Here is a 16,451-nt window from a genome sequence, read left to right as displayed (position 1 = left end):
TCCTGTTAGTCCATATAATTCGCTCTTATAAAAAGTTGCTTGGCAGTTAGCTTTACTCCAAAGTGCTAGTTTTGAATATTTCTTTCAGTATCCCAGTAATATTCACTGACCACTTCCGGAATTGTAATTCAAAATTTTCACCTTTGCCCCTTGATAGGTAAATCTCTTGAAGACCTGATGTAGCCTAATAATCAGTATTTTAAGATGCACAGCAACATTGTGCAATGTATCATCTGACTAATTGAAGTTTCATCCATTAATTTGCTTTATTTTCGCTGTGGTCAGAGCGCATACTTGAATGAAACGCATCTATAGTCGCATCTGTTTTGCTAAATATTCAGCATCTGCCCCGACCCCTTGAAGCAGTGCTGAACCCCTTCTATATTGCCATGGGAGTCCTAAGAAGTATAAGCCTTGAATTTCTGTAACTCCTCTTTCATGAATCGGCAACCCCTTCTCATTAAAGATTACGGGAATCTTTATCCAGCTATAATCCGATCGAAAACCAGTGGACCAAATTAGATTTCTCACTTTCACAATGCTTTGGTCCTCAAACATGATCTCATTATCATTAGCAGATATAGCTTTCGGCTTTTGCTGTACTTTTCCGTCCATGAGCAGTCCTTTAAGTTCGAAACCAAAAATTGTATCAGGCTTATTCATTATCAACTGACCAATTTTGCTGTCTATATTTGCCTTTAATAATCCTAATTTATCAAACCACCAAAAGATGCTTTTGCCCAAAAAGTCCTGAGGCAGGAAATTAGGTTTGTGCCCAACCGACAGATATACTTCGTTATGATCCGCCAATTCTACCGCAATTTGTGCTCCAGAATTCCCTCCGCCAACAACTACTGTGGTACCGCTCAGGAGCTGATTAGGATTTTTATATTCTGAAGAATGCAGCTGAAAAACTTCATCCGAAAGGCGTTTAGAGAATTCGGGTATATTTGGCTGCTGGAAAGGTCCTGTGGCAACTACCACCTGTTTGCTTCGGTATACACCCTGGCTGGTGGACACAACAAAAAGATCCCCTTCTTTATCCAGTTTTGTAATCACTGTTTGGAGCTTTACTGGGAGCGAAAACGCCTTTGCATACTGCGACAAATAGTCACTGATCTCATCTTTTTTTGAATATCCATTCGGATCCGCGCTTAAAGATAATCCTGGAAGAGAACTGAAATAACGCGGTGTAAACAGCTTTAGAGAATCATATCTTTTTCTCCAGCTCTCGCCTATTTCGTCCCCCTGGTCCAGGAGAAGAAAAGATACATTATTCTTTTTAAGGTAATAGCCTATCGAAAGCCCGGCTTGTCCTGCGCCAATAACCAAAACATCGTATAACAAGAATATCCCTCCTAATAAAAATGAGCTTCCCATGAAAACGGGAAGCTCCTAGCTTATTTGTCTTTAATTCTGAGAAGTCGCAAGCCGTTTAATGTGACAATAAGAGTCGCACCCATATCTGCAAAAATCGCAATCCAAAGCGTCAGCCACCCTGGAATGACCAGTAGTAATGCAACAAGCTTTATCCCTAATGAAAACGTAATGTTTTGCTTAATGATGCTAAGTGCTTTCCTGCTTAACTTAACTGTAAACGGCAATTTTCCAAGGTCATCTGCCATCAAGGCAATGTCCGCTGTTTCAAGAGCCGTATCTGTTCCAGCTCCTCCCATGGCAATCCCCAACGTAGAAGCAGCTAATGCAGGGGCATCATTCACGCCGTCACCGACCATTGCCACTCGGTCATATTGATTCCTAAGATCTCTAATAAACGTTAATTTATCTTGCGGCAATAATTCAGCTTTAATATCCGATACGCCAACTTGTTCACCGATCGCGTTTGCGGTTCCTTCGTTATCACCAGTAAGCATAATAGTCTTTTGAATTCCCAAAGAATGAAGATTTTCAATAACATTTTTACTGTTTTCCCTTAACACATCCGCAACGGCAATCAAACTCAATACTTCTTCTGAGGTTCCTGCCACCATGACGGTTTTTCCTTGATTTTGAAGGCGGGCAATTGTTGTTTTTAATGCAGCCGGAATGCCGTTTGATAATAGTTCTTCAAACAAATTCGGGCTTCCAACATAATACATCTTATTTTGAAAGTTTCCTTTAATTCCTTTACCCGTAATGGAAGAAAAATCTTCAATACTGAGGTCCTGGTATGGCGCTTTTTCTTCTTCCGCTTTTTTCATGATAGCTGAAGCCAGTGGATGCTGTGATCCTTTTTCCAGCGCTGCAACAATAGACAAAAGTTCTGCCGAATTTGTATTAGACTGTGGAAGATAATCTGTTACCATTGGAATACCTTTTGTTAGTGTTCCTGTTTTATCAAAGGCAATGGCTTTGATTGCTCCCATCTCTTCCAAGTGAATGCCGCCTTTAATGAGCACGCCATTTTTTGCAGCACTCCCAATCGCTGTTACAATCGCAACAGGAGTTGAGATCACAAGCGCGCAAGGGCATCCAACCACAAGTGCAGCTAATCCTTGGTAAATCCAGGTATCCCAATCGGCTCCAAAAAACAGTGGGGGGATAACGGCAACCCCTAATGCTACAAGAATAATAAGCGGCGTATAGTATTTCGCAAATTTGTCCACAAAAGCTTGTGACGGAGCACGCTCAGCCTGAGCCTCTTCAACTAAATGGATAATCTTCGCAATGGTTGTGTCATCCACATGCTTTGTCACCTTGACTTCAAGGAGACCTTCTTCATTCAAGGTTCCTGCAAACACTTCATCATCTGGTGTTTTTGAAACAGGGACAGATTCCCCCGTAATAGCCGCCTGATTAACGGAAGACAAGCCTTTTACCACGATTCCATCCATCGCAATTTTTTGCCCAGGCTTTACGATCATAATGTCGTCTATCTGAATATCATCCACTTCAATCATCATTTCCTTATTTCCTCTTCGGATTAAGGCTTCCTTGGGAGCAATATCCATTAAGGAGCGAATGGATTGACGGGCTTTATCCATAGAATAAGTCTCTAGAGCCTCACTAATCGCAAAAAGAATTACGACAGTAGCTCCTTCTCCCCATTCCCCAATAAAAGCAGCACCGATGACAGCGATAGTCATAAGCGTTCTCATATCAAACTGAAGGCGAAGGAGATTTTTCAAGCCTGTTGTGAAGAGGCGATACCCGCCAATTAACATGGATGCACCATATGCTAAAATCGGTGTGATGCTGTCCTCCCCATTCATTTTTACAAAAACCCATCCAAGAATAAGAAAAACAAAGGATGCAATCACAGTTGCGTGTTTTATTATAAAAGGAACCTTTTTCTCAACGAATCTCTCTTTTTCAGGGATGATTTTTAAACCTTCAAAAGCTCCCGCCTTCTCCAGTTCTTCAATGGTTGCTTCTCCATGTACGGTAAGCTTTGAAGCACCAAAATTTACAACTGCATCAGAAACACCATCCAGGTGTTTTACGTTCTTTTCGAACTTTGTGGCACAGCCTGCTCAGGTGAATCCCTGCACACGATAGACCGTTTTTTCATCTGATTTCGTTAAAGCTTCATTCATAGTTCTCCACCTCCTTTTGATGTGCAAATGCGATTTGGATAAGCTGTCTGACATGATCATCATCCAGCGAATAAAAAACTAGTTTTCCTTCCTTTCGATATTTCGCTAGTCCCATATTGCGTAACAAACGCAAATGGTGTGATGCGGTTGCTGTCGTACATCCGACGATATTCGCAACATCACAGACACATAACCCCTCTTCTTCATATAGGGAAAAAGTAATCTTTACTCTAGTGTCATCAGATAATGCTTTAAATATTTGAGAAACAGCCAAGGTATTCTGCTGTTTTACCGATTCCTTAACACGCCTTACTTTCTCTTCATCCACACAGGTAACTTCACAAACATCATCTTGTTTCAAATTAAACCCCTCCATACTCAAACAATCATTTGATTATTAGTATATGTAATTCCTTTTATTTGGTCAAATAATTATTTGAATGTTTTCGTAAAATGTTTGTTGACAAAAAGGTTGTCCTTGTCATAAATTATTGGCAAGTACTAATATTTTTGGATTAAGGAAACTTTTTAAGAGGAGGTAAAACAATGTCAGAAAATAAGATATCCCGCCGTGATGTATTGAAGCTGGGGGCTACTGGGGCACTTGGGATAGCAGGAAGCATGTACTTAAATAACGTTTCGCCATTCACAACTGAGGTTCAGGCTGACAGCGGGAAAGCAAAACATAATAATCATGCTGCTAACCACACTAACATGAAGGACACAGCAAAAACAGAAGGCTATAAAATGGCTGAACAGCTCCTGACCGAGTTTGATTATGGGAAAGTGACAACGCTGCCTGACGGACGGACTTTAAGGGAATACGAGGTTGTTGCCGTCGATAAGGAAATTGAAATTGCCAAAGGCATTAAGTTTCCTGGCTGGACTTATAACGGAACCATACCTGGACCAACCTTTCGCTGCACAGAAGGAGATTTCTTGAGATTTCACTTTACAAATAAGGGAAGCCACCCCCACTCCATTCATTTTCACGGGATCCACCCACCCGAAATGGATGGGATAACTCCTATCGCTTCAGGGCAATCCTTTACGTACGAATTCGAGGCAAAGCCCTATGGCTTGCAGGTTTATCACTGCCATGTGCTGCCTTTAGCCCGCCATATTCATAAAGGCTTATACGGAAATTTTATAATTGACCCGAAAACGCCAAGGGAGCAAGCTTTGGAATTAAATATGGTCATGAATGCCTATGATTTAGATTTGGATGGTGCAAACGAATTTTATACGGTGAATGGATATGCTTTTGCTTTTATGAATCATCCCATAAAAGTCAAGAGAAATGAGCTTGTCCGAATTTACTTAAGCAACCTTACTGAATTTGATTTGCTCAATTCTTTCCACTTGCACGCGAATTATTTTACTTATATTCCGACAGGGAGAAATGAAAACCCATCTCAGTTCACAGACACCATTATGCAATGTCAAGGCGAACGCGGGATCCTAGAGATTCGTTTCCCTTATAAGGGGAAGTATATGTTTCATGCCCATGTCAGCGAATTTGCTGAGCTGGGCTGGATGGGATTCTTTGAAGTTGAATAGAGAGGAGTGTAAATGATGAAATCAAAATGGCTTTTATCAGGTATTATCCCGCTTGTTCTATTGCTTATGGTATTGGGATGGCTTTTTAAAAATGGAGCTGGGGTGGAACGAGATCCTGCTGCTCCCATTGAAGTATTGAATATTGAGCAAATCAAAGTGGTCCCTTCAGGATTTGAGCTTGATGTCAGTAATACCGGACCCGAAGCATTGACCATATCACAGGTAATCGTCGATGATTCTGTTTGGAACTTCTCCATCAAACCAGGACCAACTCTTAAACGATTCCAGGAGGGAAAAGTCACGATACCCTATCCTTGGGTTGAAGGCGACCCCCATACTATTCTATTAGTTTCAGAAAATGGAATCATTACAGAAGCAGGTATTGAGGCAGCTACTTTGACCCCTGAATTTTCATGGGTTAATGTATTGAATTATGGGTTTATCGGCTTCTATGTAGGAATTGTCCCCATTACTCTTGGTTTATTATGGTATCCATTTATGAAGCGTTTAAAAAAGAGCTGGATTAATGCCATTCTCGCGCTTACGGTTGGGCTATTATTATTCTTATTCTTTGGAACACTATTTGATGGTTTCGAAATCGGAGCAGAGGCACCTTCTGTGTTCCAGGGCAACATGGTCGTTATTATCACAACTGTTCTCACCTTCCTTCTTTTAATAGGATTTGATCAATACCAGCACCGAAAACAAGAACGAGCAGGATATTCTCCATTTGCGGTTGCATTTATGATGGCAATTGGAATTGGACTTCATAATTTTGGGGAAGGTTTGGCAATTGGCTCTTCCTTTGCACTGGGCGAAGCGGCTTTAGGAACATTCTTGGTGATTGGTTTCACTCTTCACAATATCACGGAAGGGATTGGTATAGCCGCTCCCCTTTTAAAGATTAAGCCTAAATTCCGCACCTTTTTGCTACTGGGAACTATTGCAGGCGCTCCTGCCATCCTGGGTACCTGGTTCGGCGGGTTTGTTTTTTCACCTATTTGGGGAGCTGTCTTTTTAGGAATAGGCGCAGGTGCGATTTTACAGGTGATTTACGTGATCACCAAAATGTTGATTGAAGATCAGAGGAAAAATCTTGAACCTGCTGTTTCATGGAAGAACTTCGCAGGATTCACAATCGGGATATTGATTATGTATTTCACAGCTTTCTTTGTAAAATTTTAAGGGGTGAAACATATGGCGAATATAGGTGTAAGCGGGGCGCTATTAATCTTTGTTCTTGCATTAATTATTATTGGGCCGAAGAAGCTTCCTGAACTGGGGCGTGCAGTTGGAACCACACTTAGGGAATTTAAACAGTCCACCAAAGGTATAATGGAAGATGATACCCCTAAGGGCAAAGAAAAAGAATAAAAAGAGAAGGTGGTTCAATGGATTTGATCCTGGACCACCTTTTTTGCACTTACTTATTTGTTTACTACATTTACCGTGAATTCTTTGGTAGGCATATTTTGCAACCCTCTTGCCCTCACGTGCGCTGTTACCGAATAGGTCCCCGTCTCTTGAAAAATCGTGGTAATGGAATAAACACCTTTGCCTTGATGCTCCCCAACCATTTCTTTTGATGTATCTGAGCTGCTTTTTTCACTTCCAGCTTAACCTCAATGGCGACTTCAACTTTTTCCTTCCCCTGTATAACGGCTGCCTGGATGACAATCTCTTGATTAGCTTGTATCACTTCTGGAATGTCAACTGAAACCTCCAACAATTCAGGACTTTTTCGGCAGCGTCATTCTCCTTTAAACACCCTGCCAGCAAAAATAAAACACATGCAAAAAAATGGCTTTTTTCATATATAGCACGTCTCCTTTTATCATGTTCCAATAACTGTGCACCTTTTCAATAACGCGATGGCTGATATTTTATTTATGTTTTTTCTATGAACTCACTTGCCATGTTAATTTTAATAGGCATTGAATTATGAAATATAAAATTAGAATTAGGTATTCTTACATTTCATCAGTAGATTTGCTATCAATATAAAAAGTTAATTTCTTGGGTGTATATAAGTAGGAAATTTAGCTTTAGAAACTTTAGAAAAAGTGCCCGATAATTGAAAATAACTTTACATCCATTTCTATCTATAACCCTTAATATATGTTTTAATTTTCGTTGGTTTCTTTTTCGTAATTCTTTCAAAATCATGTGTAATCCCTTTAGCCAGTCCAAGGATTAGTGTACTGTACCTTACTGCACTTACCTCCCTCAATAAAAGAAGCGAAAACAGCTGATTACTCTTGTTTTCTTAGGTTTTCATAGTTAGTGACATCCCGATAAGTCCTTTATTGTTGGAGATTATCACTTGAAAGGATATATTACCTTACCCACTTTACTCTGTATTGGTTTGGAGAATCTCTATTAACTTGTCCTATTTGTGACTTTCATCATATACATTCCATAAAAATTTATCTAATCTGAATATTGATATCATTCTAAAAGTGGGATTACAAATGAAGAAAATATATGAAGTTATTATAAAATCAAACAAGTTGTAAAAGAAATTCAAAATGAATTAATTGAAGTTATCCGTTCACCACTGGATGCCAGCCGTATTGCCCATTATTTTTTTGGGGATGATGACAGGGAAGTCTTCCTTGTCCTTTGCTAAAATACAAACCAAAACGTCATCGCCGTTCACCACTGCCATATAGGATCATTAGACTGGGCACTCATTTCACCAAGAGAAGTATTTAAAGCCTGCATCCTAAATAATGCTAGGAAGATCATCGTTGCCCACACCATCCATCCACTAAACTTAATCCGTCACATGAGGATCTCGAAATCACGCAAACATTATTAAAAGCTGGAAAAATTCTAGACATTCCCCTCCAAGACCATATAATTATCAATGCAGAAGGCGATTACTTCAGTTTTCGGGAAGAAGGATTTATATCTAGAGGACGCCTCATAAATAAATACGATGCCAAAATAAATCTGATTTTACATAAATAGCGTGCTGCATTGCGCGCTATTCTTCATCGATTTCAACACCTACAAGATCATAAAAACTAATTCTAACCAACCCCTTGTCTTTAGTTTCCAAATAGATCATTTATTGACTTCATCAAGCCTCTGCAATACCCTCTCTAAACCACTGTATATCCCCCTATCTCGAAATGCCACTTGATCCTCTCTTCCTAAATAGTCAAGACGATTCTTTCACTCACCCTTTAGTGAAAAAAATCCACCTCAAAAGGGAACTTTGATTATCGGTCACCTACAAACGTAAATTCATAAAAAAGCGTTAATCGTTCTAATGATTGTAATGCGAGTTTTAATTTACTGCTATTTTCAACGAAATAATTAATCTGCGTTATCGGCAATAAAACACAAAAAGCTGGATAAAACCAGCTTTTTAAACTTTATATTGATTGAACACCTAATCCACCACAACAACCACATCTTTTGCCACTATGACAACACGGGCAACATCCACTTGTCTGGCAGTGGTGACATCCCCTTCCACCACAACAGCAGCACATACCAGAACCGCCACAGTAACGACAACATCCTGTTCCTTGGCAGCAACGACATTTATGCATACACATACCTCCATAAGATAACTTTACTTAGATATATATATTTACGTGGTTTGAATTTGAGCATGCCTATGTCATCTAAATTAATAAAGGATTTTTAATCGAAGATCCCTTTTAAGTTGTTTGTTGATATAGATTGTAACATTTCCTAAATAGCAACTACCTTGAAGGTTTTGTTAACATATTGTTGGCATCCTATACCTACCTTATATTCTTTTTCCTTTTGATTGGTGTAATTTATTAAAAAGTTGAAATGAAGCGAAGTGTAAATAGAAATGCTAATACAAGTATATCTTAGCCGCCTTTTATATGGTAATAACAAACTACAACAGAAGCTGAAAAGGACATTCATATTCTGAAGAATGTAGAGGAAGGACTTCATTCGAAAGGAATTTTGAGAATTCGAGTATATTTGGCTTCTGGAAAGGACCTATTGCAACTATCACCTGTTTGCTTCGGTATTCCCCCCTGCCTGGTGTACAGAACAAAACAATCCCCTGCTTTATCCAGTCTTGTACAACTGTTCGAATCTTTACCAGAAGGGGAAACTCCTTTGCATAATGCAACAAATAGTCACTGATTTCATCTTTAGTTGTATAACCATTGGGATCACCACCTAAAGATAAACTTGAAAGAGTACTGAAATAACATGCTTTAAACAGTTTTAAGGAATCATATCGTTTTCTCCAGCTCTCACCTATTTCATTGCCCTGATCGAACATAAGAAAAAATAAATTTTCCTTCTGATTTGCAGCTGTCCCCTGATAATAAGCACGGCAACTTGAATGAGAATCTATCTGTTAAACTGTATTGCTCGCCCCTCCATCAGTACCTAGTGTATTGGAACAAATAAGAAGACAACAAGATTTACTTCCGTTACATAGTAATCATAAAAGAAAACTAAAATATAAGTATGTTCGCACTTTACATGAGTTACTGTTATAATTAAAGAAACACGAACTCTAGTTCTATATCTAGGTCTTATAAACTTAACGCAAAAAATTACTCTTTTGAGGCGATTGCCTTCCTAATAAAACTGTAATGTGAGGTGTCCCTCTTGGCTATTACTAAACAGCATGAATACTATGAGCATCGGTTAGAAGTACTTATAAAAGACATGCCCGATTATGTGGTTAAATACGTTGATGATAAATTAGACATCCGCTCCCCCCTAACCCTTTTTAATTATGTTAGAGATTTTAAGGAGTTTTTCGGCTGGTTAATTGCTGAAGGAATTGTTAAATCAGATTTAATGAAGGACATCCCTGTTGATGCATTAGAAACCCTCTCACTTGATGATGCCAATAACTATTTCAAGTTCGTTTCTAGAAAAAAATATAAAGTTTCTAATAAAGATGATGAAACAAAGAAAATAGACACAAAGACCGTTAATAGGCATAAATCATCCCTTAGATCATTATTTAAATACCTGACAGTTGAAGCTGAGCTCTCTGCTGGGAAGCCATATTTTGAAAGAAATGTGATGGAGAAGATTCCTATTAAAAAGGTATCAGAAACATTGAATGAACGGGCAAAAAAAATTACCGATAAGATTTTTATTGAAGACAAGGATGTAGATTTTCTTGAATATGTTCAAAATGAGTATGCAGAATCCCTATCCCCTGCTCAAATGAGATATTTCAAGCGTGATAAAGAGAGAGATTTTGCTATCCTCTCTCTATTCTTGGGTAGTGGTATTCGCGTAAATGAACTTACAAATTTGAGAATTAAGGATATAGACTTTAGTGCTAAAGAGATTAGCGTTATTAGAAAAGGAGGAAAAAAAGATACTGTATCTATTACCCCATCCTCTCTTGAAGACGTCAAGGCGTATTTAGAGGTTAGAAAAGAAAAATATAAAGCTGGCGACGGTGAAAATGAGTATATTTTTGTGAAAAATTTAAAGGGCAATCCACAACCGCTTACTAACCGTGCTGTTGAAGATATCGTTTATAAATACACTAAGTCTTTTGATAAGCGTATGTCCCCACATAAACTTAGACACACTTATGCGACTAATTTAGCGGAGCAAACCGGTGGTGACATCCCTTTAATCATGAATCAGTTAGGCCATACACAATCTGATATTTCTCTTTTGTATATAAACACAACAAGGGAAAAACAAAGGTTAGCTTCAGAGTTGTTAGATAAACGAAGAAAGAACAAATAGAAATCCATTGGGGATTAAATAATGTAAAATGCTGGCCAAATGATGAAAAGATTCCTATTAATGTGAAAAAAAGCCCCATAAATACACGATGTATTTATGAGGCTTTTTTCTAATATTTTAAATTACTCTGGTTGGCAGCAGAGTTCACCTTCACCTTTTTCAAGAGAAGATTTTAAGCTGCTTAGTACACCGGACCATGCCATCTCATGTCACTTATATGCTTGATCCCACTCTTCTCCATTTTTCCACCCAGTGTGATTTACTTTTACTTCTGTTGTATTTTCATCAATTTCTTTGAAGCTTACTTGTACCAGTGTCAATTCACCATGGTTCATAAGTTCATCGAATTGATCAGGACCCTTCCATTGATAGTTTAATTCTTGTTGAGGAATGAGTTTCTCTATTTTACAACCTATTGAGCCAAATTAGATAGGTCACCATACATTAACATTCTATTTTTATACTAAAAAAAAAACTAGGATAATATGCCATTCTCCCACTTAAATGTAGTATTTAGAAATTCACAATCTCGAATGTGTGCCCTCGTTTTGCATAATTCACCGGAATCTTTTCTAATAACGTGGCCATAAATTCCCTCCCCCCTGGTTGCAACCTCGGTAACATAAAACAAGACCTCTTTATCTGCTAAATGTTTGCCTTTGTCTCCAGCTGTTCTGGAAGAGCATCTCCTTACATTCATTACAACTGACCCCACGGTGGTACTATTTTTTATTCTACATACATTACACATTGTTATCCGCTCCCTAATGAATTGGCTGATTATTTATCCCAGTAATTATCATTGTCTAAATCGCGATCTGATCCTCCAGATTCATAATCCCAGATGTTGTCATTATCTAAGTCTCTGTCGGAACCTCCGGATTGATAATCCCACATTTTATCGTTATCTAAATCGCGATCTGATCCTCCAGATTGAAAATCCCACATGTTGTCATTATCCAAGTCCCTGTCTGTTCCCCCTGATTTATAATCCCATGATCCATCATTATCCAAGTCACGATCTGAACCGCTTCTTGGTTATAGTAGCCTCCGGCAGAAGAACCCTCCTGAGTAGATGAATCTTCTGTAGAAGTATCATAGTATTCCGAGGAGCCAATCTCATCATCTCCATAATCTATCTCGTAATCAAATTCTTCTTCAATTGGTTCAAAACCCTCTTCAAGAAATTCCTCTGTTATTAATCCATCCTCCTCCTGAATCTCATACTCTTCATAATAGGTATCTGCTTTTACTCTACCCTCTTCATAGGAATCCTCTTCTATATTGTCACTCACATTTATATTGCTCTCTGATTCACTTGAGTTGCAGCCGGATAGAAGAACAACAGCAAACGCTAAATATACTATTTTATACACTAACTAACACCTTTTTCCATTTTTCTTAATTATAACGTTTACAATTGAAAATTAGAATTTGATTTTCAATAGAAATAAATACCCTGGAACCCCTCCCTATTCAATTAAGCAAGCCGGCTCATTAACATTTGATTTTATGAAAGAATACTGGAGACACATAAAATAATAATGAGTGAGGATTTATGAAAGTAGTTATTGAAACACAGCTCAATATTGTGGGCAATAGAGGCTCAAGTCAGGGGGCTTTTTTTTGTTAATAATCGTGACTTTAAAGAAGATCCCAACTTAGCGGTTGCGGTAGTCGCTTATGATTGATACAACATCAAAAAAGGGAAACTGGCCAAAGAGAAACAATAATCGAAAAAGTTACCTGGAATGAAGTGAATGATATTACAGATATTGTGAAGAAAATCCAACCTCTTTTACCTGAGGATAATTTGCCTTTTTATGCTCCCTAAAGGGGGCTTTAATTTTTTCACATAATAGACACAAGGACTTTCCCTCTTTATGACAAATTATTACATAAAGGGAGTTGATTTTATGAATGTAAACCAACTTAATGAGAAATTAAAGAATGTGGAATCTGATGAACATTGAGCTTGCTTTTCTTTAAAACCAAGAAAAAAATTGCGTGGAGTAATGCATGGGAAGGAAGTGGCAATCATTACAATTAAAGATGGGCATGCTCGATATACATATGTAGGTTCTGAAATTAAAGTGTTTGCGCAATCAATAAATTGCATAATATTTAACTTTTAAGCCCCTCTCAAATTGAGAAGGGCTTAAATTATACATACTCAGGTAATGCTTGCTTTATTTCCTGCTCAGCATATTCTAATCCAGCTAACCAAAGTTCAACAAGCTTAACACCATCAATTAATTCAATGTTTAATTCTTCTGCATATTCTTTAGCATTTTTAGTAAAGGACCCTGTAGTTACAACATATCCACCTATAGCCCCATCCTTGACCATATTAGAATGAATTATAGCAATACAGTCAAATGCTAGATCACCTTTATAACATTTTATCTGACCTAAGTATTTCCCTTCCTTAGTAATATGTTCAAAGTCAACTCCAAAGTCACCAGTTGGTGGTGATACCCAGGTACTACCTCCCCTTGCTTTTTCAAAAACATCAGCAACAAAGGATTCAAACAATAAAGGGTCTTGTTTTATAAAAATCGAATTTTCCTTTATAGAGTTTTTATCTTCCTCAAATTCTTTCCTAAACCTAAGATACAACCCCATAGCTAAAGTTCTTTTCATCTCTTCACTGCTATCAATATGACTTGCTAATAAGTAGTCTTATAATTCGTTTGCCTTTTTACTCTTTGGAATTGAATAAAGGCTGCAATTAATACTACAGCAATCATTATTTCGACTAATAACATTTTACCGCCTCCATATAGTAAGGTATCGGTAACTTAAATGGAAAATATTCAAAGATTTCTTCTTACCTTCATAAAATATTGCTCCATCTCCTATTTCGAGTAACTGATTATTTAAATGAATACAGTTTACATTTTCAAAATTATTGGTAATCATAAGTACTATAATAAGGAGGTTTACTATATGTGCGGACGATTTTCACTTGCTGAAGATATTTCAGCTTTGCAGCAATACTTTGACTTTGAAATTTCTGAGGAAATCTCTCCTCGCTTTAACATTGCCCCAAGCCAAAGAATTTTAACGGTTATTTCCGACGGCCAAAATCGAAGAGGTGGAACGATGAAATGGGGATTAGTTCCGTTCTGGGCGAAAGATGAGCGGATTGGATATAAGATGATCAACGCTCGATCTGAAGGAATCGATGAGAAGCCTAGTTTTAAACATGCATTCAAGCGAAGACGGTTATTGATACCGGTCGATGGATTTTATGAGTGGAAAAGAAAAGATGATGGTACCAAGCAACCCTATCGATTTATCATGAAAGATAAAAGACCTTTTGCCTTTGCTGGGTTATGGGAAACTTGGAAGAAGGGAGAACAGCCTTTACATAGCTGTACTGTTATAACAACTACACCAAATTCTGTCACTGAGGAAATTCATGATCGAATGCCAGTTATTCTACACCAGGATGATTATGATTTATGGCTAAATCCGAAAAATGATGACACTGAGCATCTAAAATCACTTCTGGTCCCCTATCCTGCAGAAGAAATGGATTTGTATCCTGTTTCTACTATGGTGAATTCGCCCAAAAATAATATAGCCGATATTCTTGCCCCATTGAATAGCTTGTAACATCTTCATCATACTAGGCTAAATTAGCCGTTTCAAAAAATCATTAAGGGTACTTTCTTAATATAGGTACTCTTACTTCCCATATGATATACTTTTTTTGTACAGCAAACGCAGGGTGGGCAGCGGTCTCCTCCAATCCATTAAGGAAAGGGGGTGCCGCTGATGGTTACGTATGAAGCAATGAACTTGATGGTGAGCTTTATCAATACCCAAATTAAAAAAATGCACATAAAATATAGGGTTATACACATTATTCATGTTTAATATGTATAACCCTTTTTTGTACACTATCGCATCATTTTTTAAAACCATAGTAAATAAAAACCACCATCCAATGATTAGAAAACATGTCATTAAACGTGGAAAAAGGAGAGTGATTTATTCACTCTCCTGGATTATGGCTTTTTTTTATTTGCTTTTTCCAAAAGTTTTTTCCAGTTTGAAGGAAATCCAATATGAACAAAGTCAATATCTGACTCATATTCAGATATAAGAGCATCCAGATCCGTAATAAATCTATTTCCTTCAGTTCTGGTTAGTAATCTTTCAGTTATATAAATACCAGAGTATATATACTGATTGCTAAAATGCTTAAATTCATCCCTGAATAATTTAGGTTTGAATGTGAGCTGCTTGTTATATAGTCGGCCATAATGAGCACAAACATTACGGACGTTGGATAAAGTTTGTAGCCAACTTTCCATATAAAGATAAGGGACATTGTAATAGTTTTTTGCTATATGTCTTTTTAAATCTTCTTTTAGATTTCGATAAAATTTAGAAAGAAATCCAAAAGAAGTGACTTCTATGGCAGCCCAAATTGGGAATTCACCGTCGTATTTTTTGAAGTGATGTTCTACAAACAGCTCACCTCTACGACTCTTTTCAATTAACATATCTAGCTCGGATAATGAATCTTGATGGAATTTTTCATTAATAAAGTTTTCTTTATCTCTATATCCCAAAGGTCCGAATTTATGTGCTGTTTCATAGGAGATATGCGTTCTAAAGGCAATTTCAATGGTTTCCATTGCTCCTAAGAGTAATAAACGTAAGCGACGATCAAAATCATATATTGAAAGCATTTTATTAAATGATGAACCTGCTACATAATCATCTTTTATTAGTGGATCCTTAAGAGTAAGTCCATAAGCTGTTAGTCGATAATAATTAACACGCTGCAGGGTATTTTCGGCATATTCTGAATCTTCAATGTAAAGTTTTCTACCCTTATATAACTCTACTTGTTCTTTAAACGTAGTAGGTGGTTTTATTTTGGACTTATCTCTTTCAGAAGTCAAAATTATTTTCTCCTTAAATAAAAAATGACCCACCTTGGTCCGCATTGATAAGAGGCGTGGTGGGTTCTGTTACCATTATAATATTTGATTTGACCACGAATGTCAACAAAATACCACTTTAGATAGGTTTAAATGATATATTTCTGAGCTGTTTTTTTGTTATCTAAAAAGACTCTTGAAGTCAATAGTATATTTAAAGAATAAATAAATATTCGGCGGGTCTGAGATTCTCAGTTTTTTATTTGTTGTTATGAACAACACGAAGAATTTTTAATTTCAATTTTGACTGGTTCCGGCGTACAGCAGGAGGAATCAGTCTTCATTGACTCCACATCAGATTTAGTATAGAAAAATTCCCATTCGTTTCCGTCTGGATCCGTCACCCAAAATTTATCCTGCGTAGCATAGCAGCAAGTAACATCCATCTCTTCACGGGCAAAGAAACCGAGTTTCTCTAATCGTTCTTTGTGTTGGACAACTTCTTCCCGATTTTCGACCTGAAAACCAAAATGCCCCACCTGGTTTCCTGAAACCTCATCCTTTAAATTCAAGGTGAAATTGAGACCTGGATCTTCAAGTAAAAACTTTGCATAATCTTCTTTTACTTTTACTGGTTCAGTATTAAATACTTTTGAGTAGAATTCAATTGATTGATTTAAGTCCGTTACATTAATTCCTACATGTACCTTCATACTAATCGCTC

General features: G+C 37.5%; 16 protein-coding genes and 1 pseudogene. 6 read left to right on the top strand and 11 right to left on the bottom strand.

Going from position 1 to position 16,451, the window contains the following annotated elements:
- Nucleotides 1-309 precede the first annotated feature (309 nt).
- Genes A361_RS27410 through A361_RS27400 form a run of 3 tightly spaced genes read right to left on the bottom strand, consistent with a single transcriptional unit; the run spans nucleotide 310 to nucleotide 3,897 of the window.
- Nucleotides 310-1,380 (bottom strand): flavin-containing monooxygenase, encoded by a 1,071-nt coding sequence (locus A361_RS27410; RefSeq protein ID WP_051005546.1) that lies wholly within the window; start codon nucleotides 1,378-1,380, stop codon nucleotides 310-312.
- A gap of 20 nt (nucleotides 1,381-1,400) precedes the next feature.
- The gene (locus A361_RS27405; protein ID WP_082919471.1) at nucleotides 1,401-3,536 is read right to left on the bottom strand and encodes a heavy metal translocating P-type ATPase; all 2,136 of its coding nucleotides are present in this window, start codon (nucleotides 3,534-3,536) and stop codon (nucleotides 1,401-1,403) included.
- On the bottom strand, nucleotides 3,529-3,897 hold the full coding sequence (locus tag A361_RS27400) for an ArsR/SmtB family transcription factor (RefSeq protein ID WP_019381000.1): 369 nt from the start codon (nucleotides 3,895-3,897) through the stop codon (nucleotides 3,529-3,531). The genes A361_RS27405 and A361_RS27400 overlap by 8 nt, the downstream gene beginning before the upstream one ends.
- A 185-nt stretch (nucleotides 3,898-4,082) precedes the next feature.
- On the opposite strand from A361_RS27400, the gene A361_RS27395 reads away from it, so the two are divergent.
- From A361_RS27395 to A361_RS27385, 3 genes are read left to right on the top strand one after another with little or no spacing between them, the layout of a single operon-like run.
- Entirely contained in the window at nucleotides 4,083-5,096 is a 1,014-nt protein-coding gene (locus A361_RS27395) for a multicopper oxidase domain-containing protein (protein WP_019381001.1), read from the top strand.
- A gap of 15 nt (nucleotides 5,097-5,111) precedes the next feature.
- Nucleotides 5,112-6,281, top strand: a complete 1,170-nt coding sequence (locus A361_RS27390; RefSeq protein ID WP_019381002.1) for a ZIP family metal transporter — start codon at nucleotides 5,112-5,114, stop codon at nucleotides 6,279-6,281.
- Between the two features lie 12 nt (nucleotides 6,282-6,293).
- Nucleotides 6,294-6,470: a twin-arginine translocase TatA/TatE family subunit gene (locus tag A361_RS27385; RefSeq protein ID WP_019381003.1), complete on the top strand. Its 177-nt coding sequence runs from the start codon at nucleotides 6,294-6,296 to the stop codon at nucleotides 6,468-6,470.
- A 127-nt stretch (nucleotides 6,471-6,597) separates the two neighbouring features.
- On the opposite strand, the gene A361_RS31075 is transcribed toward A361_RS27385, so the two are convergent.
- Nucleotides 6,598-6,825, bottom strand: a complete 228-nt coding sequence (locus A361_RS31075; protein WP_236888105.1) for a hypothetical protein — start codon at nucleotides 6,823-6,825, stop codon at nucleotides 6,598-6,600.
- A 918-nt stretch (nucleotides 6,826-7,743) separates the two neighbouring features.
- Between A361_RS31075 and A361_RS31565 the strand changes: the two are divergent.
- Nucleotides 7,744-8,069: pseudogene (locus A361_RS31565) on the top strand (JAB domain-containing protein).
- A gap of 427 nt (nucleotides 8,070-8,496) precedes the next feature.
- Here A361_RS31565 and A361_RS30665 read toward each other — a convergent pair.
- Together A361_RS30665 and A361_RS27375 are read right to left on the bottom strand one after the other, a co-directional pair.
- Entirely contained in the window at nucleotides 8,497-8,673 is a 177-nt protein-coding gene (locus tag A361_RS30665; RefSeq protein WP_019381005.1) for a hypothetical protein, read from the bottom strand.
- A gap of 306 nt (nucleotides 8,674-8,979) precedes the next feature.
- Complete coding sequence (locus A361_RS27375; protein ID WP_257781704.1) at nucleotides 8,980-9,453, bottom strand: NAD(P)-binding domain-containing protein; 474 nt, start codon at nucleotides 9,451-9,453, stop codon at nucleotides 8,980-8,982.
- 251 nt (nucleotides 9,454-9,704) lie between these two features.
- Between A361_RS27375 and xerS the strand changes: the two genes are divergently transcribed.
- On the top strand, nucleotides 9,705-10,826 hold the full coding sequence (gene xerS / locus A361_RS27370; RefSeq protein ID WP_236888104.1) for a tyrosine recombinase XerS: 1,122 nt from the start codon (nucleotides 9,705-9,707) through the stop codon (nucleotides 10,824-10,826).
- Between the two features lie 209 nt (nucleotides 10,827-11,035).
- Here the strand turns inward: xerS and A361_RS31060 are convergent, their stop codons facing one another.
- The 3 genes from A361_RS31060 to A361_RS27350 all read right to left on the bottom strand — a co-directional run bounded on the left by A361_RS31060 (nucleotide 11,036) and on the right by A361_RS27350 (nucleotide 13,469).
- Nucleotides 11,036-11,230: an SRPBCC domain-containing protein gene (locus A361_RS31060; protein WP_257781703.1), complete on the bottom strand. Its 195-nt coding sequence runs from the start codon at nucleotides 11,228-11,230 to the stop codon at nucleotides 11,036-11,038.
- A 504-nt stretch (nucleotides 11,231-11,734) separates the two neighbouring features.
- Nucleotides 11,735-12,202: a hypothetical protein gene (locus A361_RS30130; protein ID WP_019381011.1), complete on the bottom strand. Its 468-nt coding sequence runs from the start codon at nucleotides 12,200-12,202 to the stop codon at nucleotides 11,735-11,737.
- A 787-nt stretch (nucleotides 12,203-12,989) separates the two neighbouring features.
- Nucleotides 12,990-13,469: a restriction endonuclease gene (locus A361_RS27350; protein WP_019381013.1), complete on the bottom strand. Its 480-nt coding sequence runs from the start codon at nucleotides 13,467-13,469 to the stop codon at nucleotides 12,990-12,992.
- Between the two features lie 306 nt (nucleotides 13,470-13,775).
- Between A361_RS27350 and A361_RS27345 the strand changes: the two genes are divergently transcribed.
- Nucleotides 13,776-14,447 (top strand): SOS response-associated peptidase, encoded by a 672-nt coding sequence (locus A361_RS27345; RefSeq protein ID WP_019381015.1) that lies wholly within the window; start codon nucleotides 13,776-13,778, stop codon nucleotides 14,445-14,447.
- A 395-nt stretch (nucleotides 14,448-14,842) separates the two neighbouring features.
- Here A361_RS27345 and A361_RS27340 read toward each other — a convergent pair whose 3' ends face one another.
- Both A361_RS27340 and A361_RS27335 read right to left on the bottom strand, forming a co-directional pair.
- Nucleotides 14,843-15,748: an Abi family protein gene (locus A361_RS27340; protein ID WP_019381017.1), complete on the bottom strand. Its 906-nt coding sequence runs from the start codon at nucleotides 15,746-15,748 to the stop codon at nucleotides 14,843-14,845.
- Nucleotides 15,749-15,996: 248 nt separating this feature from the next.
- Nucleotides 15,997-16,440 (bottom strand): ArsI/CadI family heavy metal resistance metalloenzyme, encoded by a 444-nt coding sequence (locus tag A361_RS27335; RefSeq protein ID WP_019381018.1) that lies wholly within the window; start codon nucleotides 16,438-16,440, stop codon nucleotides 15,997-15,999.
- Nucleotides 16,441-16,451 lie beyond the last annotated feature (11 nt).

Source organism: Cytobacillus oceanisediminis 2691 (genome assembly GCF_000294775.2).
Taxonomy (GTDB): domain Bacteria; phylum Bacillota; class Bacilli; order Bacillales; family Cytobacillaceae; genus Cytobacillus; species Cytobacillus pseudoceanisediminis.
This window is presented reverse-complemented; position numbering and strand designations above follow the sequence as displayed.

Coding starts and splice junctions, on each gene's coding strand:
- A361_RS27410 (WP_051005546.1), bottom strand. CDS start 1,380: ATGGGAAGCTCATTTTTATTAGGAGGGATATTCTTGTTATACGATGTT.
- A361_RS27395 (WP_019381001.1), top strand. CDS start 4,083: ATGTCAGAAAATAAGATATCCCGCCGTGATGTATTGAAGCTGGGGGCT.
- A361_RS27390 (WP_019381002.1), top strand. CDS start 5,112: ATGAAATCAAAATGGCTTTTATCAGGTATTATCCCGCTTGTTCTATTG.
- A361_RS27385 (WP_019381003.1), top strand. CDS start 6,294: ATGGCGAATATAGGTGTAAGCGGGGCGCTATTAATCTTTGTTCTTGCA.
- A361_RS30665 (WP_019381005.1), bottom strand. CDS start 8,673: ATGGAGGTATGTGTATGCATAAATGTCGTTGCTGCCAAGGAACAGGAT.
- A361_RS27350 (WP_019381013.1), bottom strand. CDS start 13,469: ATGAAAAGAACTTTAGCTATGGGGTTGTATCTTAGGTTTAGGAAAGAA.
- A361_RS27345 (WP_019381015.1), top strand. CDS start 13,776: ATGTGCGGACGATTTTCACTTGCTGAAGATATTTCAGCTTTGCAGCAA.
- A361_RS27335 (WP_019381018.1), bottom strand. CDS start 16,440: ATGAAGGTACATGTAGGAATTAATGTAACGGACTTAAATCAATCAATT.